At 62.9% G+C, this 21,954-nt stretch carries 25 protein-coding genes and 2 tRNA genes; 6 read left to right on the forward strand and 21 right to left on the reverse strand.

What is annotated here, in order from left to right; genetic code table 11:
* Positions 1-2: 2 nt before the first annotated feature.
* The 7 genes from pheS to BM193_RS00325 form a co-directional block, all read right to left on the reverse strand.
* Positions 3-1,019, reverse strand: a complete 1,017-nt coding sequence (pheS, locus tag BM193_RS00295; RefSeq protein WP_092794222.1) for a phenylalanine--tRNA ligase subunit alpha — start codon at positions 1,017-1,019, stop codon at positions 3-5.
* Positions 1,020-1,166: 147 nt separating this feature from the next.
* On the reverse strand, positions 1,167-1,526 hold the full coding sequence (gene rplT / locus BM193_RS00300; RefSeq protein WP_010399214.1) for a 50S ribosomal protein L20: 360 nt from the start codon (positions 1,524-1,526) through the stop codon (positions 1,167-1,169).
* 26 nt (positions 1,527-1,552) lie between these two features.
* Entirely contained in the window at positions 1,553-1,750 is a 198-nt protein-coding gene (gene rpmI, locus BM193_RS00305) for a 50S ribosomal protein L35 (protein ID WP_038493025.1), read from the reverse strand.
* 227 nt (positions 1,751-1,977) lie between these two features.
* Positions 1,978-2,499 carry a translation initiation factor IF-3 gene (gene infC, locus BM193_RS00310; RefSeq protein ID WP_071650129.1) on the reverse strand — a complete coding sequence of 174 codons (522 nt, stop codon included), beginning with the start codon at positions 2,497-2,499 and terminating at the stop codon, positions 1,978-1,980.
* Between the two features lie 51 nt (positions 2,500-2,550).
* Positions 2,551-4,458, reverse strand: coding sequence for a threonine--tRNA ligase (thrS, locus tag BM193_RS00315; RefSeq protein ID WP_092796903.1), 1,908 nt, complete (start codon positions 4,456-4,458; stop codon positions 2,551-2,553).
* A 213-nt stretch (positions 4,459-4,671) separates the two neighbouring features.
* Positions 4,672-4,748 (reverse strand) — tRNA-Val (locus tag BM193_RS00320).
* A gap of 89 nt (positions 4,749-4,837) precedes the next feature.
* Positions 4,838-4,914, reverse strand: a tRNA-Val gene (locus BM193_RS00325).
* A gap of 148 nt (positions 4,915-5,062) precedes the next feature.
* Here BM193_RS00325 and BM193_RS00330 point away from each other — a divergent pair.
* Positions 5,063-5,527: a hypothetical protein gene (locus BM193_RS00330; protein ID WP_092794225.1), complete on the forward strand. Its 465-nt coding sequence runs from the start codon at positions 5,063-5,065 to the stop codon at positions 5,525-5,527.
* Positions 5,528-5,530: 3 nt separating this feature from the next.
* Here the strand turns inward: BM193_RS00330 and BM193_RS00335 are convergent, their stop codons facing one another.
* Positions 5,531-6,643 carry an acyltransferase family protein gene (locus BM193_RS00335; protein WP_175533107.1) on the reverse strand — a complete coding sequence of 371 codons (1,113 nt, stop codon included), beginning with the start codon at positions 6,641-6,643 and terminating at the stop codon, positions 5,531-5,533.
* A gap of 148 nt (positions 6,644-6,791) precedes the next feature.
* Between BM193_RS00335 and BM193_RS00340 the strand changes: the two genes are divergently transcribed.
* On the forward strand, positions 6,792-7,745 hold the full coding sequence (locus tag BM193_RS00340) for a M14 family metallopeptidase (RefSeq protein ID WP_254785746.1): 954 nt from the start codon (positions 6,792-6,794) through the stop codon (positions 7,743-7,745).
* Here the strand turns inward: BM193_RS00340 and BM193_RS00345 are convergent, their stop codons facing one another.
* The gene (locus BM193_RS00345; RefSeq protein WP_092794231.1) at positions 7,746-8,075 is read right to left on the reverse strand and encodes an SMR family transporter; all 330 of its coding nucleotides are present in this window, start codon (positions 8,073-8,075) and stop codon (positions 7,746-7,748) included.
* Positions 8,076-8,190: 115 nt separating this feature from the next.
* Positions 8,191-8,511, reverse strand: a complete 321-nt coding sequence (gene sugE / locus BM193_RS00350; protein WP_092832182.1) for a quaternary ammonium compound efflux SMR transporter SugE — start codon at positions 8,509-8,511, stop codon at positions 8,191-8,193.
* A 212-nt stretch (positions 8,512-8,723) separates the two neighbouring features.
* Between sugE and BM193_RS00355 the strand changes: the two genes are divergently transcribed.
* The 3 genes from BM193_RS00355 to BM193_RS00365 all read left to right on the forward strand — a co-directional run bounded on the left by BM193_RS00355 (position 8,724) and on the right by BM193_RS00365 (position 10,665).
* On the forward strand, positions 8,724-9,083 hold the full coding sequence (locus BM193_RS00355) for a DUF1304 domain-containing protein (RefSeq protein WP_092794236.1): 360 nt from the start codon (positions 8,724-8,726) through the stop codon (positions 9,081-9,083).
* A gap of 160 nt (positions 9,084-9,243) precedes the next feature.
* Positions 9,244-9,540: an ArsR/SmtB family transcription factor gene (locus BM193_RS00360; RefSeq protein WP_092794239.1), complete on the forward strand. Its 297-nt coding sequence runs from the start codon at positions 9,244-9,246 to the stop codon at positions 9,538-9,540.
* A gap of 60 nt (positions 9,541-9,600) precedes the next feature.
* Complete coding sequence (locus BM193_RS00365) at positions 9,601-10,665, forward strand: alkene reductase (protein ID WP_092794241.1); 1,065 nt, start codon at positions 9,601-9,603, stop codon at positions 10,663-10,665.
* Positions 10,666-10,810: 145 nt separating this feature from the next.
* On the opposite strand, the gene BM193_RS00370 is transcribed toward BM193_RS00365, so the two are convergent.
* Positions 10,811-11,044 carry a hypothetical protein gene (locus BM193_RS00370; protein ID WP_092794243.1) on the reverse strand — a complete coding sequence of 78 codons (234 nt, stop codon included), beginning with the start codon at positions 11,042-11,044 and terminating at the stop codon, positions 10,811-10,813.
* A 258-nt stretch (positions 11,045-11,302) separates the two neighbouring features.
* Here BM193_RS00370 and BM193_RS00375 point away from each other — a divergent pair, with 258 nt between their 5' ends.
* Positions 11,303-11,911 (forward strand): 1-acyl-sn-glycerol-3-phosphate acyltransferase, encoded by a 609-nt coding sequence (locus BM193_RS00375; RefSeq protein ID WP_092794246.1) that lies wholly within the window; start codon positions 11,303-11,305, stop codon positions 11,909-11,911.
* On the opposite strand, the gene BM193_RS00380 is transcribed toward BM193_RS00375, so the two are convergent.
* The 10 genes from BM193_RS00380 to BM193_RS00425 form a co-directional block, all read right to left on the reverse strand.
* Positions 11,908-12,468, reverse strand: coding sequence for a HupE/UreJ family protein (locus BM193_RS00380; RefSeq protein WP_254785748.1), 561 nt, complete (start codon positions 12,466-12,468; stop codon positions 11,908-11,910). The genes BM193_RS00375 and BM193_RS00380 overlap by 4 nt on opposite strands.
* Positions 12,465-13,103, reverse strand: a complete 639-nt coding sequence (ureG, locus tag BM193_RS00385; RefSeq protein WP_092794250.1) for an urease accessory protein UreG — start codon at positions 13,101-13,103, stop codon at positions 12,465-12,467. The genes BM193_RS00380 and ureG overlap by 4 nt, the downstream gene beginning before the upstream one ends.
* Positions 13,104-13,125: 22 nt before the next feature.
* Entirely contained in the window at positions 13,126-13,806 is a 681-nt protein-coding gene (locus BM193_RS00390) for an urease accessory protein UreF (protein ID WP_092794252.1), read from the reverse strand.
* Positions 13,806-14,321, reverse strand: coding sequence for an urease accessory protein UreE (ureE, locus tag BM193_RS00395; protein WP_092794255.1), 516 nt, complete (start codon positions 14,319-14,321; stop codon positions 13,806-13,808). The genes BM193_RS00390 and ureE overlap by 1 nt, the downstream gene beginning before the upstream one ends.
* A 12-nt stretch (positions 14,322-14,333) precedes the next feature.
* The gene (gene ureC, locus BM193_RS00400; protein WP_092794259.1) at positions 14,334-16,034 is read right to left on the reverse strand and encodes an urease subunit alpha; all 1,701 of its coding nucleotides are present in this window, start codon (positions 16,032-16,034) and stop codon (positions 14,334-14,336) included.
* Between the two features lies 1 nt (position 16,035).
* A complete protein-coding gene (locus BM193_RS00405; RefSeq protein WP_092794263.1) occupies positions 16,036-16,365 on the reverse strand; it encodes an urease subunit beta in 330 nt (109 codons plus the stop codon).
* Positions 16,366-16,459: 94 nt separating this feature from the next.
* Positions 16,460-16,762, reverse strand: a complete 303-nt coding sequence (locus tag BM193_RS00410) for an urease subunit gamma (protein ID WP_092794266.1) — start codon at positions 16,760-16,762, stop codon at positions 16,460-16,462.
* A gap of 41 nt (positions 16,763-16,803) precedes the next feature.
* Positions 16,804-17,670: an urease accessory protein UreD gene (locus BM193_RS00415; RefSeq protein WP_175533109.1), complete on the reverse strand. Its 867-nt coding sequence runs from the start codon at positions 17,668-17,670 to the stop codon at positions 16,804-16,806.
* A gap of 193 nt (positions 17,671-17,863) precedes the next feature.
* Entirely contained in the window at positions 17,864-19,600 is a 1,737-nt protein-coding gene (locus tag BM193_RS00420) for a DUF885 domain-containing protein (protein WP_254785750.1), read from the reverse strand.
* A gap of 40 nt (positions 19,601-19,640) precedes the next feature.
* Entirely contained in the window at positions 19,641-21,845 is a 2,205-nt protein-coding gene (locus BM193_RS00425; protein ID WP_092794270.1) for an EAL domain-containing response regulator, read from the reverse strand.
* Positions 21,846-21,954 lie beyond the last annotated feature (109 nt).

The raw sequence follows: 21,954 nt of genomic DNA on the forward strand, positions 1-21,954 counted from the left end.
GCTTAGTTGAATTGCTTCAGGAACCTTAAATCGCCCTCGTAGAACAGGCGCAGGTCGTTGATGCCATAACGCAGCATCGTCAAGCGTTCCAGGCCGGAGCCGAAAGCAAAACCGATGAATTTCTCGGGATCGAGGCCGAAGTTCTTCACCACGGTCGGATGCACCTGGCCGGCGCCCGACACTTCCAGCCAGCGGCCTTTCAGCGGGCCCGAGCCGAAGGCGATGTCGATCTCGGCCGACGGTTCCGTGAACGGGAAGTACGACGGACGGAAGCGCACCTGCAGGTCGTCCGTTTCAAAGAAGGCCTTGACGAAGTTCAGGTAGATGCCCTTCAGGTCGGCAAAACTGATGTCTTCGGCGATCCACAGGCCTTCGACCTGGTGGAACATCGGCGAATGGGTGGCGTCGCTGTCGACGCGGTAGGTGCGGCCCGGCGCGATGACCTTGATCGGCGGCGTGTGCGTGCGCGCATAGCGCACCTGCATGGGGCTCGTGTGCGTGCGCAGCAGCAAGGGCTTGCCATCGGTGTCGTTGCCATCGATGTAGAACGTATCTTGCATGGAACGGGCTGGATGGTTTTCCGGGCTGTTCAGCGCCGTGAAGTTGGTCCAGTCGTTCTCGATTTCGGGGCCATCGGCCACGTCGAAGCCGATCGAGCGGAAGATTTCCTCGACACGCTCCCACGTGCGCATCACGGGATGGATGCCGCCGGGCATGCGGCCACGGCCTGGCAAGGTGACGTCGATCGCTTCGGCGTTCAGGCGGCCTTGCATCTGGGCATCGGCCAGCGCATCACGGCGCGCCGTCAGCGCGTCCTCGATCTGCACTTTGACGGCGTTGATCAGGGCGCCCTGCGCCTTGCGCGCGTCCGGGTCCAGTTTGCCCAGACCCTTCATCATTTCAGTAATCTGGCCAGTCTTGCCCAGGTAGCGGGCTTTGGCGTTTTCAAGTGCGGCAGCGTCTGCGGCGGCGATAAAGTCAGCCTGGGCCGAGACGACGAGTTCTTCTAGGGAGTTCATGCGGCATTTCCTGTTTTGGACATCAATTCTGGACTCAGCGATCTAAAGCCCAACAATCAAAAACGGAAACGGGGCATAAGGTGTTGAAACCCCTGCCCCGCTCTTTATAACGTCACCCTGTGGATGACGTTGTGCAATGACCGATGCTTACGCAGCGATTTTTGCTTTCACTGCGTTGACAATCGCAGCGAATGCTGGCTTGTCCATCACAGCCATATCGGCCAGGACTTTACGGTCCAGTTCGATATTTGCTTTTTTCAAGCCGTTCATGAATACGCTGTACGTTACGCCATGCTCACGGGAAGCGGCGTTGATACGGGCGATCCACAGGCGGCGGAAAACGCGCTTCTTGTTGCGGCGATCGCGGTAAGCGTATTGGCCAGCGCGCATAACTGCTTGCTTGGCAACACGGTATACACGGCTGCGGCGACCACGGTAGCCTTTAGCTTGAACAAGAATCTTCTTATGACGGGCACGAGCTGTAACCCCACGTTTTACTCTAGGCATAGTAACTCCTTAAATTGAGTGTGAGATTAAGCAGTCGGCATCATGCGCATGACGGATGTGACATCCGATGCGTTGATGTTACGGGTACCGCGCAACTGACGTTTGTTTTTGGTGGTTTTCTTGGTCAGGATGTGGCGTTTGAACGCGTGACCCGACTTGACTGTTCCACCTGGACGCACGCGAAAACGTTTTTTCGCGGAGCTTTTGGTCTTCATTTTAGGCATAGCAATCTGTCCTCTTACGGACAGCTCCATTTATAACAGGATTGCAGGTGGCAACACGACGCTGCGCTTAGATGCCTGCTTTCACATGTTGTGCAGCGGATGCGAGTCCACTACAGTTCACGCGGCCCGCACATTGCTGAGCGGGCCGCGCAAATTCTGCCTGGGGCATGACGCCGCGCCAATGCTGGCACGCGCAGTTTCCACCCACAGTAAAACGCTATTGTAACTTACTTCTTCTTCTTAGGCGAAAGAACCATGATCATTTGGCGGCCTTCCATCTTCGGGAACTGCTCGACCTGGCCGTACGGCTCCAGATCGGCTTTCAGACGTTCCAGCATGCGGAAGCCAATATCCTGATGCGCCATCTCACGACCGCGGAAACGCAAGGTGATCTTGGTTTTATCGCCATCCTCAAGGAACTTGATGAGATTACGCAACTTGATATTGTAGTCACCATCATCAGTCCCCGGACGGAATTTGACTTCCTTCACGAGGATGATCTTTTGCTTCAATTTGGCTTCGTGAGCTTTCTTTTGCTCCGAATACTTAAATTTGCCGTAGTCCATCAAACGGCACACCGGTGGCTGCGCGGTAGGCGCAATTTCCACCAGGTCGACGTTTGCCTCTTCCGCCAGGCGGAAGGCTTCAGCCAAACTTACGATACCGAGTGGCTCGTTATCGACCCCGCTTAAACGCATTTCAGGGGCAGTGATTTCGCCATTGATGCGATGTGACTTGTCAGTAGCTATTGTAATTTCCTTTAAAAATCTTGTAGAACGGTCGTGCTGCGAGTTTCCTCGTCAGGCCTTGGTGTCGACTTCATGTTTGAGTCGCTCTATCAGGGCATCGACGGACATTACGCCCAGATCGACATTGCCCCGCGCCCGCACGGCCACCGTATTGGCATCCCGTTCTTTGTCGCCAATCACTAAGATGTAAGGCAATTTTTGTACGGAATGTTCACGTATTTTATAGGTAATCTTCTCGTTACGCAAATCAGCCTGTACGCGCAGCCCCGCTTTGCGCAGTTTTGTTGTTACTTCTTGTACATAATCAGCTTGAGCGTCGGAAATATTCAACACCGACACTTGCACTGGCGACAACCACAGCGGCATGGCGCCCGCGTAGTGTTCGATCAGGATGCCGATGAAACGTTCCAGCGACCCCACGATCGCGCGGTGCAGCATGATGGGCACCTGGCGCGTGTTGTCCACGGCCACGTATTCGGCGCCCAGACGACCCGGCATCGACGGATCAATCTGCACGGTACCGACTTGCCATGCGCGGCCCAGGCTGTCTTTCAGGTGGTACTCGATCTTCGGACCGTAGAACGCGCCCTCGCCCGGCAACTCCGTCCATTCCACGCCACAGGCGCGCAAGGCCGAACGCAAGGATTCCTCGGCGAAATCCCACGATTCTTCCGTGCCGATGCGGTTATCGGGACGCAAGGCCAGTTTCACGTCGATATTCGTGAAGCCGAAGGCCGTGTACACGTCCATCGCCTGCTGGTGGAAGGCCGTCACTTCGCCGGCGATCTGCTCTTCCAGGCAGAAGATGTGGCCGTCATCCTGCGTAAAGCCGCGCACGCGCATCATGCCGTGCAAGGCGCCCGATGGTTCGTTACGGTGACATTGGCCGAATTCGCCGTAGCGCAATGGCAAGTCGCGGTAGCTGCGCATGCCATTGTTGAAAATCTGGATATGGCCAGGGCAATTCATCGGCTTCAGCGCATAGGCGCGGTTTTCCGATTCCGTGATGAACATGTTTTCACGGTAATTGTCCCAGTGACCCGTCTTTTCCCACAGGCCACGGTCGAGAATCTGCGGCGCCTTGACTTCCTGGTAGCCATTGACCTGGTACACATTGCGCATGTATTGCTCGACCTGCTGCCAGATCGACCAGCCCTTCGGATGCCAGAAAATCAGGCCTGGCGCTTCTTCCTGGAAATGGAAGAAATCGAGCTGCTTGCCCAGCTTGCGGTGGTCGCGCTTTTCCGCCTCTTCCAGGTTGTGCAGGTACAGCTCCTGGTCTTCCTTCTTGGCCCAGGCCGTGCCATAAATACGCTGCAGCATCTCGTTTTTCGAGTCGCCGCGCCAGTAGGCACCAGCCAGCTTCATCAGCTTGAAGACTTTCAGCTTGCCCGTCGATGGCACGTGCGGGCCGCGGCACAAGTCCGTAAACTTGCCTTCGGAGTACAGCGACACTTCCTGGTCGGCCGGGATCGAGCCGATCAGCTCAGCCTTGTAGGCTTCGCCGATGCCCTTGAAGTAGTCGATGGCTTCGTCGCGCGCGACAACCTTGCGCGTGACTTGCTCGTCCTTCTTGGCCAGCTCCGCCATTTTCTTTTCGATCGCCACCAGATCTTCCGGCGTGAACGGACGCTTGTAGGCGAAGTCATAGTAGAAACCGTTGTCGATCACGGGACCGATGGTCACTTGCGCCTCCGGGAACAATTCCTTGACGGCATACGCCAGCAAGTGGGCCGTCGAGTGACGGATCACTTCCAGGCCATCCGCATCCTTGTCCGTGATGATCGCCAGTTCCGCGTCCTGCTCGATCAGATAGGAAGTATCGACCAGCTTGCCATCGACCTTGCCAGCCAGGGCCGCCTTGGCCAGGCCGGTACCAATATTGGCCGCAACCTGGGCCACGGTGACCGGGCCGTCAAATTGACGGGCGGAACCATCGGGAAGTCGGATTGTAAGCATATTGATCTCCATATCGGCGCTGACGCCAGGTAAAACTGCAATGTGGTGTGGACTGAAAAACTGAAAGGAAAACGCAGACGCAAAAAAACGCGGACTAGCCGCGTTTTTCACTTTCTTAAGACAAAGGAAACCCGTTCGACTAGCGTCACTCCCAAAGCTTGGTAGTAGTTCGCGGTGTCATAACCGGTTTTACCTTTCTCTCTAACTGCATTCTGGTGGGCGGTGAGGAATTCGAATCCCCGACCCCTTGGATGTCGACCAAGTATTCTAACCAGCTGAACTAACCGCCCGTAAAACTTTTGTTGATCATTGTATTTCAAATGACCGCTTGCGGCTTGCGCCAGCTTAAAACTCTTTACAACCACTTACTGCTAAATTCTGGTGGGCGGTGAGGAATTCGAATCCCCGACCCCTTGGATGTCGACCAAGTATTCTAACCAGCTGAACTAACCGCCCCGAAGACCAGCATTATAGAGAGGCTTTCCCAGAATGACAAGGGCTGATTTACAGGAAAATTCATTCTGTATTTGATCGGCTTCCCGGGCGTCAGCCTCCTTTATATAGAGTCGGCCCGGCGCGCGCGGAATGCCGCTAGAATCGGGGCATGAACTCCACCTTATTAACCTGGCTGAAAACCCTGAGCCGCATTTGCGGTTTCGAAACGGCCGACTCCTTCCCGCCCGGCCACCCGTATGCGCGCACGCGCTGGGAAGCCGCCTACTTCGATATCGCGTCCGACGTGAAGCCGGACGAGATCGAACGGCGCATCTGCGCGGCCATCGCCAACACGCCGAGCGTCTTCGCCTATATCACCAATCCCACCCCGCGCATGCAGCGCGCGCTGCTGAACGTGATCCACGACCGGCTGCGGCGCCAGCCCGGCGCGGGCGCCACCGACCTGGTGCTGCTATTGATCAACGCCTACGCCAGCGAGCACATCACGGAAGCCGTGCCCGGCCTGCGCGCCTTGATCGTCAACACCGAACAGGAAGAGACGAACCTGCGCGTGCATGCGATCCTGGAGTTACTCGTGGGCACGCCACGGGGGCTCGATGTGATCGACATGTAGTCGTCACGCATGATTGGCGGGCACATAACGCGCCCGCAAGCGCATGAACGGTGTTTCCACCCCTCTATACAAGAGCCAGCCCGTCAAGATACTGACGGCGATACTGATCAGTATCGCCGGCGCGCCGTCCGCGCCATACCCCATCTCCTGCAAGAGCGGACGCAGCAGGATGCACAACTGCTTGTGCAACAGATAAATCGCATACGACCACAAGGCCAGGCTGGCCGCGCCCGGCACGCGCAGTTTATATAATGCGCTGCCGGGACTGAGCGCGGCGATCAGCAGCAAGCTGAAACTGACGGCCAGGGCGGGATAGCCGAACACGGTCACGGCATAGCCATAGTGGTCGGTGAGGAACACGTAAAACATCAGCGCCGTACCGGCCATTCCCGCCAGCAAGGTGCGGTTGCCGTATGAGGTGAGGCGTGTCCAGGCACCAGGGTGGTAATTCTTCATCAGCGCCAAGGCCACGCCCGCCACCAGCTCGTCGAAGCGGCACCACGACGCGTAATAAATATACTTGTAATAGCCGAGGCCGCCGCGCGGCACCTGCACATATTCCTCCCACAGAGTGGCGCGCACCAGCATGCCGACGATCAAGCTGGCGGCCACGGCCAGCCAGGCCCACAGCAGCGACTTGCGGCAGGCGGCAATCGCCAAGGCGACGGCCGGCAGCAGCACATAGAACTGCTCTTCCACGCACAGCGACCACGCATGGGAAAACGCCGTGCCCGGCGTCAGGTTGATGTTTTGCGTAAAGGTCAGGAATTTCCACAACGGCAGCAGCGCGCTATCGCCGCGAAACGCGGGCCACAAGTAATACAGGGCCAGCACGACATAGAAATTGGGCAAGGTGCGCAGGAAACGCCGCGCGTAGAAGCGGGGCAAGGAAAACCCGTGCTCGCTGCGCAGGGCCGCGAAGATCTGGTTGCCGATCAGATAGCCGCTGAGGGCAAAGAACAGGTCCACGCCCACCCAGCCGATTTCGCCCCAGAAACCGAACGCGCCGCCGTCGCTGACGAACAGCAAATAATGGTTCATGAAGACGAGCACGATGGCCAGCGCGCGCAAGGTATCGAGGCCATACAGACGGGAGGGATGGAGCGTACTGGACATGAAATCGGCAAGGGAAAACAACGGTGGCGCCGATCATGCCACGCCGCGCCTTGCCATGGCCAACTTTTTGCAGGCGTGCACGGTGAATCCCGCTAAAATATGCCGACCCCGCTTTCCCTTCCCTGATACAGCATAGGATATGTCCAGCATGAGCAGCGCACTCCACTTCAAATCCATCAACTACACGGGCCAGGGCAGCGGCCCGCGCCTGATCGTCACGGGCGCCGTGCACGGCAATGAAACCTGCGGCACCAAGGGCATCCACCGCGTGATGGCTGAACTCGACAGCGGTGCCCTCTCGATTCTGGCCGGCAGCGTCACCTTCGTGCCCATCGCCAACCCGCTGGCCTACGCCAAGGGCGTGCGCAGCGGCGACCGCAACCTGAACCGCAACCTGTTCCCGAACGACCATCCACAGGATTTCGAGGACCGCATCGCCAACTGGCTATGCCCTCTGCTGGGCCAGCACGACGTGCTGCTGGACTTGCATTCGTTCAATGCCGACAGCCAGCCCTTCGTCATGGTGGGTCCGCGCAACAACGACGGTCCACTGCAACCGTTTCAACATGAGGAAAAGGAACGCGCACTGGCGCGCCGCCTGGGCGTGCGCCGCTTCGTCGATGGCTGGCTGCAAACGTATGGGGCGGGCGTGCAGCGCCGCCTGGGCAGCAGCGACCAGGTGGGCATGGTCTTGCGCTATGGCGTGGGCACGACGGAATACATGCGCTCGACGGGCGGCTACGCACTGACCCTGGAATGCGGCCAGCATGCGGACCCTGCCGCGCCGGACGTGGCCTACCGCGCCATCATGAACACCCTGGCCTTCCTCGGCTTCATCGATGCGCCACAGCCTGAACCGATCGCCGATGCCGACATGGAAGCGCTGAACATGGTCGTCGTGCACGACAAGCTGCACACGGACGACCGCTTCATCAAGACCTGGTCCAGCTTTGACAAGGTCAAACAGGGCGAGCAGATCGGCGTGCGCGCGGACGGCACGCCCGTGACGGCCGAGTTCGACGCCTACATCCTGTTCCCGGACGTCAACGCGCAAGCCAATGCCGAGTGGTATTACCTGGCGCGCGTGGCCAGCAGCTTCTGATCAGTGCCCGACCGACTTTGAAAACAGGTTAATCACCAGCACGCCGGCAATGATCAGTCCCAGGCCGATCAGCGCCGGCGCATCGAGGCTTTGCTTGAACCAGAACCAGCCCACGGCGGAAATGAGCACGATGCCCACGCCGGACCAGATGGCGTACACGATGCCGGTCGGAATGACCTTCAGGGTCAGCGACAAACACCAGAAGGCGATGCCGTAGCCGACCACGGTGATGACGCTGGGCCACAAGCGGCTGAACCCCTCGGAGGCCTTCAAGGCGCTGGTGGCGATGACCTCCGCAATGATGGCGATGGCCAGGTAGAAGTACGTCATGCCTAAGCTCATGCGACAGTCCTTTCAAGATACATCCAAACAACAACGCCCTGCCCGCCCGCCGCCTGTTCGATCAGGGCGGCGCGACGGCGCAGGGCGCATCAGGCAATAAACCTTATTGCGGGCTGAGCAGTTTCAAGCCCAGGATACCGGAGACGATCAGCGCGATGCAGGCGATGCGCGCGGCGCTGGCCGGTTCGCCCAGCACCATGATGCCGAAAATGGCCGTGCCCACGGTGCCGATGCCCGTCCAGATGGCGTAGGCAGTACCCAGTGGCAAGGTACGCAGGGCCAGGCCCAGCATCACGACACTGCCCAGCATGGAAATCGCTGTCAGCGCGGATGGCACGAGGCGGGTAAAACCGGCGCTGTACTTGAGGCCGATGGCCCAGCCGATTTCCAGCAAACCCGCCAATACCAAGATGATCCACGCCATATTTTTCTCCCGAGGCGGCAGGGTCGTCCCCGCCATGCAGCCCCCACATCGAGCGGGGTCGTCCCCACAGGAGCAAAGGCGCGAGTATACCATCGGGGAGAAACCCTTGCCGTAAGCACACTATCGCTAGTGCCGCCACTCTAATCAAAAGTTGCCGACAAACACGCCAATGGCAGCATAATTACCGCATCCACACACCTACCGGAGCGACGATGCTTATCCTGGCCCAGGCCCTTACCGCCATCATTCTGCTGCTGCACGTGTATATCGTGCTGCTGGAAACTGTCCTCTTCGACTCGCGGGGGCGCAAGGTCTTTGGCCTGAGCAAGGAAAAGGCGGACATCGTGCGCCCCGCCATGTCCAACCAGGGCTGCTACAACGGCTTCCTCGTCGCCGCGCTGGCGCTGGGCTTCTTTTACCCCGATGCCGCCACTGCCCATGCATTCACCGTCTTCGGCCTGGCATGCATCGCCGTGGCCGGCGTGTGGGGCGCGGCGACCGTCATGACGCGCATCCTCTACCTGCAAACGGTGCCTGCCGTCATCGCCCTGCTGCTGTTCCACTTCGCCTGACACCTGCCGGGGCGGCCGACCGGCCGCCCTTCCACCTGCCCTGCCTGAAAAATCGACCGGCCAGCACGATTTTTATTTATATCGTAATATGACGATATTGAAATCCATAAAAGACGATACATAGATCGTTTGAAGACGAACATCGACCAGGAGAAACAGCATGGACATCGACGCCATACACAAGGCGCTGGCCAATCCCGTCCGGCGGCAAATCCTGCAATGGCTGAAAGAGCCGGAGCAGTATTTCTGCGAGCAAGACCACCCGCTGCATCTGGGCGTGTGCGCCGGCTTGATCGACCGCCGCCTGGATCTGTCGCAATCGACGGTTTCCGCGCATTTGGCCAGCCTGCAGAAAGCGGGCCTGATTTCCGCCAAAAAAGTCGGGCAATGGAGTTTTTTCAGCCGCAATGAAGCCACCATCCAGGCCTTCCTCGATCACATGCAGCAAGGTTTGTAAGCATCTTCCATCTTGACAATTCGTCTTGGCCCTATCCCACCGCTACCCACAAGGACAATCATGGCAACCTTATTCGACCCCATCACCATTGGCAGCCTGCAACTGAAAAACCGCATCATCATGGCGCCGCTGACGCGTTCGCGCGCCGGCAACCCGGGCCGCGTGCCCAACGCGCTGATGGCCGAGTACTACACGCAGCGCGCCTCGGCCGGCATGATCATCTCGGAAGCGACGGCCGTCACGCCGCAAGGCGTGGGCTATGCCGATACGCCGGGCATCTGGTCCGAGGAACAGGTGGCAGGCTGGAAACACATCACCGACGCCGTGCATGACGCGGGCGGCCTGATCGTGCTGCAGCTGTGGCACGTGGGCCGTATTTCCGCCCCGGTCTTCCTCGACGGCGACCTGCCCGTGGCGCCCAGCGCCGTCAAGCCGGCCGGCCATGTGAGCCTGCTGCGTCCGAAACAGGAATTCGTCACGCCGCGCGCGCTGGCCACGGAAGAAATTCCCGGCATCGTGGCGGCCTATCGCCTGGGCGCCGAGAATGCGAAAAAAGCGGGCTTCGATGGCGTGGAAATCCATGGCGCCAACGGCTATCTGCTCGACCAGTTCCTGCAAGACAGCACCAACCAGCGCACCGACAACTATGGCGGCTCGATTGAGAACCGTGCCCGCTTGATGCTGGAAGTGACGGACGCGTGCATCGCCGTGTGGGGCGCGGACAAGGTCGGCATGCACCTGGCCCCGCGCCGCGATGCGCACGACATGGGCGACTCGGACCCGCGCGCCACCTTTGGCTACGTGGCACGGGAATTGGGCAAGCGCGGCATCGCCTTCATCTGCGCGCGCGAAGCGCTGGGTGAAGACCGCCTGGGTCCGTACCTGAAGCAGGAATTCGGCGGCGTCTACATCGCCAATGAAAAAATGGACAAGGCGGCGGCTGAAGCCTTGCTGGCCAAGGGCGAAGCCGATGCCGTGGCCTTTGGCTTGTGGTTCATCGCCAACCCGGACTTGCCGATCCGCCTGCGCAGCGACGCGCCATTGAACCCGCTGAATGCGGACACGCTGTACGCGCCCGATGCGGCCGGCTACACGGATTATCCGGCATTGGCGGCACAGGCCTGAGCACGCCGAGCCATACCCAGCCGACAAGCACCCCTTCCCTCGCCTGACGGCGGGCGCAACGATACCATCGCAGTTCACTGCGTGACGATCGCGGCGCCCGCCGTTGTTACTTGCCGCTACCTCTGGCGGCGCCTTGGCCAGGCGCTTAACGCCATCGACGCCGTGCCGGGCGTGCCGCGCGGCGCGCCTGCGCGCTGCTGAAGACGCGGTATATCACCTCGGCCGGCACGGCGTGCTCGCGCAGATACGCCGTCGCCACCGTCCGGCCCAGGGCATGGTGAAAGGCGACGCCCCGTTCGACGAGCTCGGCCATCACCTTGTCTGTCCTGACATTGTCCCCATTATCATTCCCACTCAACACATCGATGTTGTTTTTCATGCCACGGCTCCATGTCTGGTGGATCAGCACTACATCAAGTTTTGACCACCTGACGCACATTTAGTGCCCGGCACAGTGTCAAAGCATGGTTAAAATGGCAGGGGCAACGGCCCCGATGCCGCATGGACAGCGGCCCCGGCTGCTTGTCGCCGCCGCCAGCCCCGTATAGAATGCCTGCGCAGAATTTTTGCTTCAAGCAACATGGCCCTCCGCGCCATCGTATAAAAACAGAGACACGCACATATATAAAGGGTATCAATGGACGATTTATTTGTACAAGCAAGCGATTTGCCGACCTGGCACCAGCGCTGCGCGCTGCGGGTGCTGCATCTGTTCGGCTGGCGCATGCGCTTTCGCCCCTTGCCCGGACCGCGCGGCATCGCCGTCGTGTATCCGCATACCTCGAACTGGGATTTCATGGTGGGCCTGTTCGGCAAATGGGCGCTATCGCTGCCTTTCCGCTGGCTGGCCAAGGATTCGCTGTTCCGCGGCCCGCTGGGCAAGGTACTGCGCTACCTGGGCGGTGAACCCGTCGACCGCAGCACCACCAGCGGCACGATTCAACGCCAGGCCGAGCGCATGCAGGCGGCCGACTGGTACTGGCTGGCCATCACGCCGGAAGCGACGCGCAGCTACCGTCCGAACTGGAAAAGCGGCTTTTACCACCTGGCGCTGGCCGCGAAGGTGCCTTTGCTGCTCGTGTATATCGATTACCCGAACAAAATCCTGGGCGTGGTCGACCACCTGTATCTGACGGGCGACAAGGAGGACGACATGGCGGCCATCGCCGCCGTGTATGCGGGCCACCAGGGCCTGCACCCGGAAAACGCGGCGCCCATCGTGCTGTCCGAACGCCGGCCGAATTAATTCATTCCCATCATTAGCACGCCGGCGGCCGTCAAGGCCACGCCGGCCAGGCGCAGCATGCGCTCGGCCAGTACCTGGCCGATGAAGCGCCCCGCAAACAGCAACATGGCCGAGGCCAGCATGAAGCCGAAGGCAGCCGAGGCGGCCGGCAATTCCAGGCCATGCGCATTGCCATGCGCCAAGGCAAACACGCCCACCAGGCCCATGCCCAGCCAGTTCGGCAAGGCCAGTGCCAGCGCGATGGCCAGCCCCACCAGCGCCACGGTGGCGGCGATGCCCGTTTCCAGTCCCGGCACCGTCAAGCCCGCCATGCCGGCCAGCGCGCCGAGCAGCAGCATGCCCAGAAACGTGGCCGGCTGCGCCAGGCCGCGGCGCTGCTGGCCACCCCAGATGCCCACGCCCAGCATGGCCAGCAAATGGTCGACGCCCGTGAAGGGGTGGGCCAGGCCGGCCAGGAAGCCCGCGTGTTCGCCATGGCCCGGATGCGCCATGGCCGGCAAGGCCAGCAGGCACAAGGCGGCCAAGGCGGCTGTTTTTGTCATCAGTCTTGCGCTCATTGCAGTTCCTTGTTCGGTTGGTCGAGCAAACCTTGCTCGCGGATAAAATCGATCACCACCTGCACGCCGTCGCCGCTGCGCAGGTTGGTAAACACGAAGGGGCGCTCGCCGCGCTGCTGCCGGGCGTCGCGGGCCATCACGTCCAGGTCCGCACCGACGTGCGGCGCCAGGTCCGTCTTGTTGATGATCAGCAAATCGGAACGCGTGATGCCGGGCCCGCCCTTGCGCGGGATCTTTTCGCCACCCGCCACGTCGATCACGTAAATCGTCAGGTCCGACAGTTCCGGGCTGAAGGTGGCGGCAAGATTGTCTCCGCCCGATTCGACCAGGATCAGGTCGAGGTCGGGGAAATCGGCCTGCATGCGCGCGATGGCTTCCAGGTTGATGGACGCGTCTTCGCGGATGGCCGTGTGCGGGCAGCCGCCCGTTTCCACGCCCATCAGGCGCTCGGCCGGCAAGGCATCGGCGCGCAGCAGGATTTCCATGTCCTCCTTGGTGTAGATGTCGTTCGTGATGACGGCCATGTCATAGCGCTCGCGCATGCCCTTGCACAGCATTTCGCACAGGGCCGTCTTGCCCGAACCGACGGGGCCGCCGATGCCCACGCGCAGCGGATTGGAGCTTATTGAAGTCATTGCTTGTCTCTCATAAAATGGTTCAGGAGCGGTACAGCCGGCTGTACTGCACTTCGTGGCGCATCGACAGCAGCGACAGGCCGGGCGCCCAGTTGCCCATCTCGTCGTCGGCCAAGGTTTGCGCCGTGCGGGCCGCCGCCTCCAGGTCCGGCCGCAGCGACAGCAGCAGGCGCTGGCCCGCCACCTGCCCCAGCGGCACGGATTTCACGCACACGAGCACCTGGTTTTCCGCCCAGGCGAACAGCATGGCCAGCAGCGCCTCCTCGCGCGGAATGGCCAGCGCCGCCACGGCGCAGGCATAGGCCGTGGGCAAGGCCACCTCCGGCTGGCCCTGCAGCATGTCGATCAGGACGCCGTCGGCTACGCCCAGTTCGGCCAGCAATTTGGTCAGCGAATACCCCATCTGGATGGTCTCGGCGCGAAATTCCGCCGTATCGCGCGAAGCGATGAAGCGCTCGCTCCAGCGCTGCACGGCGCGCAAATCCTGCGCTTCGAACGCCTGCATCAAGCGCCAGCACAGCGGCGCTTCCCAGCGCGCCACCACCTGCGCCAGATGCTGCGCGATCCAGTCGCGCGCCGTCGCCGCGTCATGCACCAGGCTTGACTCCAGCGCCGCCTCCAGCCCCTGCGAATAACTGTAGGCGCCGATCGGCAGGGCCGGGCTGGCGAACTGCAGCAAATGCAGCAGGGCAGACGCCTGCATCACGCAGTGTCACCGGGGCGGTGGATCTTCTGCCGCAGCGGCACGGGCGCCAGCAAGTGCTGGCCGTGGCCGTCGTGGTGGCCATGGCCGCCGCCATACGCGCCCGCCTCCGGCTCGAACGGCGCACTTTCCTCCGTCACGCTCGCCTGCAAGCCTTCCAGCATCTCCCTCAGCACCACGTCCTTGCGGATGCGCAGGAAGCCGTCGCCCACCTGCGCCTGCGTGTGGCGGTTGCCCAGGTGAAAAGCGCAGCGCAGCAGGGTATGGGCGTCCAGGCAGCGCACCAGGTAGGTCGGTTCGCGCGCGGCGACGATGCGCACCACCTGGCCTTCCGGCCCCGTCATGCGCTCGCCGTCGCGCAGCACCGTGCCGCGCACGGTGAACACGGCCACGTCCTCGCCAGTCGACAGCACGGCGCGCAGCCGGCATTTTTCGCGCTGGTCGTAGGGCAGCACAAGTTGGGCAACGGCGGCGCGATGATCATCAGCCGCCAGTTTGGTATGCAATGTGAGCATGGTGTCTCCTGCTTAAAAAAGAAAATAGCGCTGCGCCATGGGCAGCACGGCGGCCGCCTCGCATACCAGCAGCTGGCCGTCGGCGCGCACGGCGTAGGTTTCCGGGTCCACCTCCATGTGCGGCGTGGCGCCGTTGTGGATCATGTCGTGCTTGCGCAGGCCGCGCATGTTCTTCACGGCGATGAGGGATTTGTTCAGTTTCAGCTGATGCCCGATATCGAGGTCGTAGGCCGCCTGCGAGACAAAGGTGAACGACTTTTTCAGGCCGCCGCCAAACGCGCCGAACATCATGCGGTAGTGCACGGGCTGCGGCGTGGGAATGGAGGCGTTCGGGTCGCCCATCTGCGCGGCGGCGATCATGCCACCCTTTAAAATCATCGATGGCTTGACGCCGAAGAAGGCCGGCTTCCACAGCACGATGTCGGCGATCTTGCCCGCCTCGATCGAGCCCACCACGTGCGATATCCCGTGCGTGATGGCCGGGTTGATCGTGTACTTGGCGATATAGCGCTTGGCGCGGAAATTGTCGCTGCGCGCCGTGTCGGGCGCCAGGGCGCCGCGCTGCACCTTCATCTTGTGCGCCGTCTGCCAGGTGCGCATGATCACCTCGCCCACCCGGCCCATGGCTTGCGAGTCGGACGACATCATGGAAATGGCGCCGATATCGTGCAGGATGTCCTCGGCGGCGATGGTTTCGCTGCGGATGCGCGACTCGGCAAAGGCCACGTCTTCGGCAATGGCCGGATCCAGGTGGTGGCACACCATCAGCATGTCCAGGTGCTCGTCGAGCGTGTTGACGGTGAACGGGCGCGTCGGATTCGTCGACGAGGGCAGCACGTTGGCTTGGCCGACGGCGGCGATGATGTCGGGCGCATGGCCGCCGCCCGCCCCTTCCGTGTGAAACGTGTGGATGGTGCGGTCCTTGAAGGCGGCCAGCGTGTGCTCCAGGAAGCCGCCTTCGTTGAGGGTGTCGCTGTGCAGCGCCACCTGGATATCCATGCGCTCGGCCACCGACAGGCAATTGTCGATGGCGGCCGGCGTGCTGCCCCAGTCCTCGTGCAGCTTCAGGCCGATGGCGCCCGCGCGCACCTGCTCTTCCAGGGGCAGCGGCAGGCTCACATTGCCTTTGCCCATGAAGCCCAGGTTCATGGGGAAGGCGTCGGCCGCCGCCAGCATGGCGTGCAGATGCCACGGTCCCGGCGTGCAGGTGGTGGCGGCCGTGCCCACGGCCGGTCCCGTGCCGCCGCCCAGCATGGTGGTCACGCCGCTCATCAGGGCTTCCTCGATCTGCTGCGGGCAAATGAAGTGGATGTGCGTGTCGACGCCGCCCGCCGTGACGATCATGCCTTCGCCGGCGATGATCTCCGTCGCCCCGCCGATGGGGAGCGTGACGCCGGGCTGGATGTCCGGATTGCCCGCCTTGCCGATGCCGAAAATCAGCCCGTTTTTCAGGCCGATGTCGGCTTTCACGATGCCCCAGTGGTCGAGGATGACGGCATTCGTGATGACGGTATCCATCACCTCGGCCGCGCAGCGCTGCGACTGGCCCATGCCGTCGCGGATCACCTTGCCGCCGCCGAACTTCACCTCTTCGCCGTAGATCGCGTAGTCATGCTCGATCTCGATGAACAGTTCCGTGTCGGCCAGGCGGATGCGGTCGCCCGTGGTGGGACCGAACATCTCGGCATACGCGCTGCGGGGAATGCTGGCCATCTCAATCCTTTCCCGGTGGTGTGTCGTGCAGTTCGCCCATCACTTCGCCATTGAAACCGTAGACCTTGCGCCCGCCCGCCAGCGCCACCAGCTCCACCGTGCGCTGCTGGCCCGGCTCGAAGCGCACGGCGGTGCCGGCCGTGATATTCAGGCGCATGCCATAGGCGCGCCAGCGCTCGAACGACAGTGCCGGGTTGACCTCGAAAAAGTGGAAATGCGAGCCCACCTGGATCGGCCGGTCGCCCCGGTTGGCCACCACCACGGTGGCCGTGGCGCGGCCCGCATTGATGCTGATTTCGCCCTCTTCCAATCTGTATTCGCCTGGTATCATGATGGTTTCCTTCGTCTAAGCGCCCTACGCTGGCCGGCGGATCGCCGGCGCCACACAGGCACGGCGCGGATGGCGCCCTGCCGTTCAACTCACATTACGGTATCGGGTGATGCACGGTCACCAACTTGCTGCCATCGGGGAAGGTCGCCTCCACCTGGATGTCGGGGATCATCTCGGCGATGCCGTCCATGACATCGCTGCGCGACAGGATCCGCGTGCCCTCCGACATCAGCTGCGCCACCGACTTGCCGTCGCGCGCGCCTTCCATGATGGCCGCGCTGATCAGCGCCACCGCTTCCGGATAGTTCAGTTTCAAGCCGCGTGCCAGGCGCCGTTCGGCCAGCAGCGCGGCGGTAAAAATCAGCAGCTTGTCTTTTTCGCGGGGAGTCAGGTCCATGGTTTTCCTTGCGCTTCTTTCCTGTTCAAGTGTTCCAGATGCTAAGTGTTCCAGCTGCGCGGCACGACGGCGGCCCGCCCCAGCATGGCTGGGCGCAGCAGCTGCCAGGCGGCCAGCATGATGCGGCGCGCCGCCTCGCTGTCGCCGCACAGCAGGCGCACCACCACCAGCGATTTCATGTGCGTGGCGCCAAACGCGGCGCCGTCCGGCACGGCGATTTCGCGCACGGCCGCCAGCACGGCCGGCGCGATGGGACGGCCGACGGCGATCAGCGTGGCGCACACCGTGTGGCCCGCCAGGCCCAGGGGGCTGGCCATCAGCGCGCCGCCGGCGGCCAGCACGCCCTGCTCCCACCACAGCAGCTTGCCGCCACGGCGGATCTGCACGTGCTGGCGAATGCTGCCCTCGTTAAAAGTTTCGCCCGCGGCGCTGCGGCCCAGGCAGACGATGTCGCAGCCGATGTAGCTGGCGTCCGGCGCCAGGTCCACCGTGTGGCGCAGGCGCACGCAGGACTGGTCGAAGAAGATGCTTTCCTGCGGCAGCCACTCGATGGCGGCGCCCGCGCCCGCGCGCAGCACGATGTGCTGGCCCGAGACGTGGCCGTTGGCACGGTACCACTTGGCCGCGCCCGGCGAGGTGAGAAACGCGTGCGCGCCATCGCCCGCCGTCGCATCGACGGCCAGCTGGTCGCCGCCCACCACGCCGCCGGGCGGATGGATGATGATGGCGTGGCAGACGGCGCCGCCTTCCGGATACAGGGGCTTTTGCACGCGCAGCGGGCCGCTGTGCGCGCGCTCGACCAGGCGGCTGACGCCATCGTGCAGCGCAAAGCCCAGGCGCAAATGCGCCTGCCAGGCGCCGTGCGTGCCGGTGTCAAGGAGCGTTGCGGGATGGGAGCTGTCTGGCATGCACTGCAATCGTGTAAATAACGATCAATAAAGCAGGAAGCGTGCCAATAATTGCGGGTGCCGCTCGATGATGGCGGGCGCCATGTGACGGCGCGCCGCACCGCCAGCGAGGGAAAAAGTGAGAATCACGCACTGGAATGTGCCAGGCGCGCAGCGGGCGCACCACCATGGTGCGCCCGCCGTGTTCAAGCCATTACGGCGCCGCCAGGTACGGGCTCTTGCCGCCGTCGGCGATGAAGCTGTCGATGCGCCGTTCCAGCACGGGCAGCGGCACGGACCCCATTTCCAGCACCATGTCGTGGAAGGCGCGGATGTCGAAGTGCGCGCCCAGCGCCGCTTCTGCCTTGCGGCGGCCATCGAGGATGGCCATCTCGCCCAGATAGTAGGACAGCGCCTGGCCCGGCCAGGAGATGTAGCGGTCCACTTCCGTCTCGATTTCATGCGCGGACAGGGCCGTGTTCTCGTGCAGGTAGGCCTGCGCCTGCGCGCGCGTCCAGTCCTGCGCGTGGATGCCCGTGTCGACCACCAGGCGCGCGGCGCGCCAGGCCTGGTAACTGAGCATGCCGAAGGTTTCATAGGCATTCTCGTAGATGCCCATCTCGGCGCCCAGGCGCTCGCAGTACAGGGCCCAGCCTTCGCCATACGCGGAGATGTAGGCGCGGCGGAAGGCCGGACGGCCCTTCTGCTCCAGCGCCACCGGCATCTGGAAGGCATGGCCGGGCGCCGATTCGTGCAGGGTCAGCGCCGGCATGCTGTACAGGGGTCGCGAGGGCAGATCATAGGTGTTGACCAGGTAGACGCCCGGCCCGCCGCGGCCCGACGTGTAATGGGGCGCCTGCTCGTCCGGCACAGGGATGATGGCAAAGCGCTGGCGCGGCAGGTAGCCGAAATACTGCGCCGCCTTGGCATCGAACTTCTTCGCCACCCAGGCCGAACGCATCAGCAGCTCCTGCGGCGTGCGCGCATAGAACTGCGGATCGCTGCGCAAAAATTGCAGAAAGGCCGCAAAGTCGCCCTGGAAGCCCGTCTGCGCGATGGTGGCTTGCATCTCGGCGCGGATGTGCGCCATTTCCCGCACGCCGATGGCATGGATCTGCGCCGCGCTCAGGTCCGTGGTGGTAAATTCCGTGATCTTCGACTGATAATATGCCTTGCCGTCGGGCAGGCGTTCGGCCGCCAGGGCCGTGCCCGCGCCGGGAATGTACACGTCGCGCATGAAGGCGTGCAGCTCGCCGAAGGCGGGCATGACGGCGTCGCGGATGGCTTGCACGGCGGCCGCGCGCAGGGCCGCCTGCTCCGGCACGGGCAGGCTGGCCGGCAGCTGCCGGAATGGCTGGTAGTACAGGGTGCTGCGCGCATCGGCCGCATCGGCCACCTCGGCCAATGCCCGCTCGCGTCCCGCCAGCGTCACGCGCGGCGGCGTGAAACCGCGCCGCAAGCCGGCGCGCATATTCTCCATCTGTTCGCGGAAATAGCGCGGCACGTCATGGAGCTGCGCGATATAGGCGCGGTAATCGGCGGCGCTGCGCAGCGGCTTGCGGGCCGCATAGGCCAGGTCATTCCAGAAAGCCGTATCGGCGTTGAGGGGCCGCTCATATTCGCGGAACCGCTGCGCCGCCAGCAAGGCCGCCACCTGCGCGCGATAAACGGCAAAGTTGACGCCATCTTCGCCCGCCAGGCTGGCCGCATCGAGCGCATCGAGCTGCGCCAGCACGCGCTCCCAGTAGGCGCGGCGCGCTTCCTGCGTGGCGGCGTCCACGCGGGGCAGGCCGGCGTCCAGCTTCTGCTCCTGGCGCCATTGCCATTCGGCGCCATAAATCTGCTGGAAGCGGCCAGCGGCGCCGGCAGGCATGGGGCCGCCGGGAGCGGCCCCGGCGGCGGTACCGAACAGCATGCACGCGCCCAGCAGCGCAGGGATCAGTTTTTTCACGGAATACTTGCCCAAAAGAAAAAGGAACCAGCATACCCGTTCACGCCAATGCCAGCATCCTTTTTTCGCGCAGCAGCGCCGTGAAGGCCTCCGCCGGCAGGGGCCGGCTGAAGTAATAGCCCTGCATCTCGTCGCAACCGTGCTCCGTCAGAAAATCCACCTGCGCGCGCGTTTCCACGCCTTCGGCGATGACGCGCATGTCCAGGTTGTGCGCCAGCGAGATGACGGAGCGGGCGATGGCCGCGTCGCTGCTGCTGGTGGTGACGTCGTCGACGAAGGATTTGTCGATCTTCAGCACGTCGATGGGGAAGCGTTTCAAGTAGCCCAGGCTGGAATAGCCGGTGCCGAAGTCGTCGAGCGAAATGCCCACGCCGATGTCCTTCAGCCGCGTCAGGGCCGCCACGGCCTTGTCCGGATCGCCCATCACCGTGCTTTCCGTGATCTCGATGCCCAGGCAGGCGGGCGCGATGCCGTACTTGCGCAGCGCCGCCTCCACGAACGGCACCGTGCGGTCCTGCGCGAACTGCTTGCCAGACAGGTTGACGGCCACCTTGATGCTGCCCAGGCCCGCGTCGTGCCAGGCGCGAATCTGCGCGCAGACGCTTTCCAGCACCCACTCGCCGATGGCCGTGATGGAGCCGTATTCCTCGGCCAGCGCGATGAACAGGCCCGGCGGCACCTTGCCCAGCACGGGATTGTCCCAGCGCAGCAGGGCTTCGGCGCCCAGCATGGCGCCCGTGCGCAAGCACATCTGCGGCTGGTAATGCACCTCGAATTCATCGCGGCCGATGGCGCCGCGCAGCTGCTGCTGCATGGCCAGCCGGGCGCGGATATCGCTGCCCATGCGCTCGGTGAAAAAGGCGTAATGGTCCCGCCCCATTTCCTTGGCGCGCACCAGCGCCGTGTCGGCGTGGCGCAGCACGTCATCGAGGCTGTCGCCGTCGGCCGGGCACATGGCGATGCCGATGCTGGTGGTCAGGGCCAGGCGTTCGCCATCGACGCTGAGCTCTTCGCGCAGGCCGGCCAGGATGGTCTGCGCCAGCGCCAGGGTACGTCCCAGCAAGGCATCGTCCTGCAGCAGGATCTGGAATTCGTCGCCGCCCTGGCGCGCCACGGTGTCGCCCTCGCGCACGCAGCCGGACAGGAAGCGCGCCACCACCTGCAGCGCCTTGTCGCCCACGGCCTGGCCGTGCGAATCGTTGATGTTCTTGAAGCGGTCCAGGTCCAGGCACATCAGCACCACCTGCTGGCCGTCGCGCACGGCGTTCACGCGCGCATGCTCGAAGCGCTCGCGCATCAGCACCCGGTTGGGCAGGCCCGTCAAGGCGTCGTGGTAGGAGAGGAAGTCGATCAGGTGCTGCTCGGCCTTGCGCTCGCTGATATCGAGGAACACGCCCACGTAGTTGACGACACCGCCATCGGGGCCATGCACGGTCGACGCGCTGAGCAGGCAGGGATAGGTGTCGCCGCTCTTGCGCCGCGTCTGCACCTCGCCCGACCAGCAGCCGCTGCTGCGCAAGCCCTGGCGCAGGGCCAGCAGCACCGCCTCGCCCGTGTATTCCGCGTGCAGGCGCATGATGTCGGTGCCCACCACTTCCTGCGCGGCGTAGCCGGTGATGCGCGTAAAGGCGGGATTGGCCGTGACGATGATGCCGGCTGGATCGGTGATCAGGATGGCGTCCTGCGTGGCCTCGAAAACCTGGCCCGACAGCCGCAGCAATTCCTCGTTGGCGCGGCGGATCTGCACTTCGCGCGCCAAGGTGCTGGCCACCTGTTCCAGTTCCGCCGTGCGTTCGGCCACGCGCCGCTCGAGGTTGGCGCGCTCCTGCGCCAGCTGCAGCTGCGCCCGCGCCAGGCGCACGTGGGCGTCGGTGCGGGCGAGGATTTCCTCGGCCTGGAAGGGCTTGGCGATGAAGTCGACGGCGCCCAGGGCAAAGCCGCGCACCTTGTCGTCCGTATCGTATTGGGCCGACAGGAAGATCACCGGCACCTGGCGCAGCGATGGAATGTCCTTCAGGCGGCGGCATACTTCAAAGCCGTCGAGGCCGGGCATGCGCACGTCGAGCAGGATCAGCTCCGGCGGGCGCGCCTCGGCCGTCCACAGGGCCAGTTCCCCGTTCGGCGCCTGGCGCACCGCGTAACCGGCGCCACCGAGCAAATCGCTCAACAGCTTCAGCGAAGCCGGCGTATCTTCAACGATCAGTACTTCGCCCTTCGAATTCACTTCCGAAAAATCGCGGTGCATGTAGCAGTTCTCTCAGCTTTGGATGAGGCGCGGCGCACAATTGCCACGCTGGACAAGACATTTCTTTGCAGTGAACTACGTACTATCATCATAATCTTTATTGCAATTT

Source organism: Janthinobacterium sp. 344 (assembly GCF_900112025.1).
In the GTDB taxonomy this organism is placed as follows: Bacteria; Pseudomonadota; Gammaproteobacteria; order Burkholderiales; family Burkholderiaceae_D; genus Janthinobacterium.

Excerpts from the sequence above, each read along its gene's own strand:
- BM193_RS00410 (WP_092794266.1), bottom strand. The coding sequence starts at position 16,762 with ATGGACCTGACTCCCCGCGAAAAAGACAAGCTGCTGATTTTTACCGCC.
- BM193_RS00425 (WP_092794270.1), bottom strand. The coding sequence starts at position 21,845 with ATGCACCGCGATTTTTCGGAAGTGAATTCGAAGGGCGAAGTACTGATC.
- sugE (WP_092832182.1), bottom strand. The coding sequence starts at position 8,511 with ATGGCGTGGATCATCTTGGTATTGGCGGGTTTGCTGGAAATCGGCTGG.
- BM193_RS00355 (WP_092794236.1), top strand. The coding sequence starts at position 8,724 with ATGCTTATCCTGGCCCAGGCCCTTACCGCCATCATTCTGCTGCTGCAC.
- BM193_RS00370 (WP_092794243.1), bottom strand. The coding sequence starts at position 11,044 with ATGAAAAACAACATCGATGTGTTGAGTGGGAATGATAATGGGGACAAT.
- BM193_RS00340 (WP_254785746.1), top strand. The coding sequence starts at position 6,792 with ATGAGCAGCGCACTCCACTTCAAATCCATCAACTACACGGGCCAGGGC.
- BM193_RS00330 (WP_092794225.1), top strand. The coding sequence starts at position 5,063 with ATGAACTCCACCTTATTAACCTGGCTGAAAACCCTGAGCCGCATTTGC.
- BM193_RS00375 (WP_092794246.1), top strand. The coding sequence starts at position 11,303 with ATGGACGATTTATTTGTACAAGCAAGCGATTTGCCGACCTGGCACCAG.
- BM193_RS00335 (WP_175533107.1), bottom strand. The coding sequence starts at position 6,643 with ATGTCCAGTACGCTCCATCCCTCCCGTCTGTATGGCCTCGATACCTTG.
- rpmI (WP_038493025.1), bottom strand. The coding sequence starts at position 1,750 with ATGCCTAAAATGAAGACCAAAAGCTCCGCGAAAAAACGTTTTCGCGTG.
- BM193_RS00365 (WP_092794241.1), top strand. The coding sequence starts at position 9,601 with ATGGCAACCTTATTCGACCCCATCACCATTGGCAGCCTGCAACTGAAA.
- BM193_RS00345 (WP_092794231.1), bottom strand. The coding sequence starts at position 8,075 with ATGACGTACTTCTACCTGGCCATCGCCATCATTGCGGAGGTCATCGCC.
- rplT (WP_010399214.1), bottom strand. The coding sequence starts at position 1,526 with ATGCCTAGAGTAAAACGTGGGGTTACAGCTCGTGCCCGTCATAAGAAG.
- ureG (WP_092794250.1), bottom strand. The coding sequence starts at position 13,103 with ATGACTTCAATAAGCTCCAATCCGCTGCGCGTGGGCATCGGCGGCCCC.
- ureC (WP_092794259.1), bottom strand. The coding sequence starts at position 16,034 with ATGGCCAGCATTCCCCGCAGCGCGTATGCCGAGATGTTCGGTCCCACC.
- BM193_RS00360 (WP_092794239.1), top strand. The coding sequence starts at position 9,244 with ATGGACATCGACGCCATACACAAGGCGCTGGCCAATCCCGTCCGGCGG.
- BM193_RS00380 (WP_254785748.1), bottom strand. The coding sequence starts at position 12,468 with ATGAGCGCAAGACTGATGACAAAAACAGCCGCCTTGGCCGCCTTGTGC.
- BM193_RS00405 (WP_092794263.1), bottom strand. The coding sequence starts at position 16,365 with ATGATACCAGGCGAATACAGATTGGAAGAGGGCGAAATCAGCATCAAT.
- ureE (WP_092794255.1), bottom strand. The coding sequence starts at position 14,321 with ATGCTCACATTGCATACCAAACTGGCGGCTGATGATCATCGCGCCGCC.
- BM193_RS00390 (WP_092794252.1), bottom strand. The coding sequence starts at position 13,806 with ATGCAGGCGTCTGCCCTGCTGCATTTGCTGCAGTTCGCCAGCCCGGCC.
- BM193_RS00415 (WP_175533109.1), bottom strand. The coding sequence starts at position 17,670 with ATGCCAGACAGCTCCCATCCCGCAACGCTCCTTGACACCGGCACGCAC.
- thrS (WP_092796903.1), bottom strand. The coding sequence starts at position 4,458 with ATGCTTACAATCCGACTTCCCGATGGTTCCGCCCGTCAATTTGACGGC.
- pheS (WP_092794222.1), bottom strand. The coding sequence starts at position 1,019 with ATGAACTCCCTAGAAGAACTCGTCGTCTCGGCCCAGGCTGACTTTATC.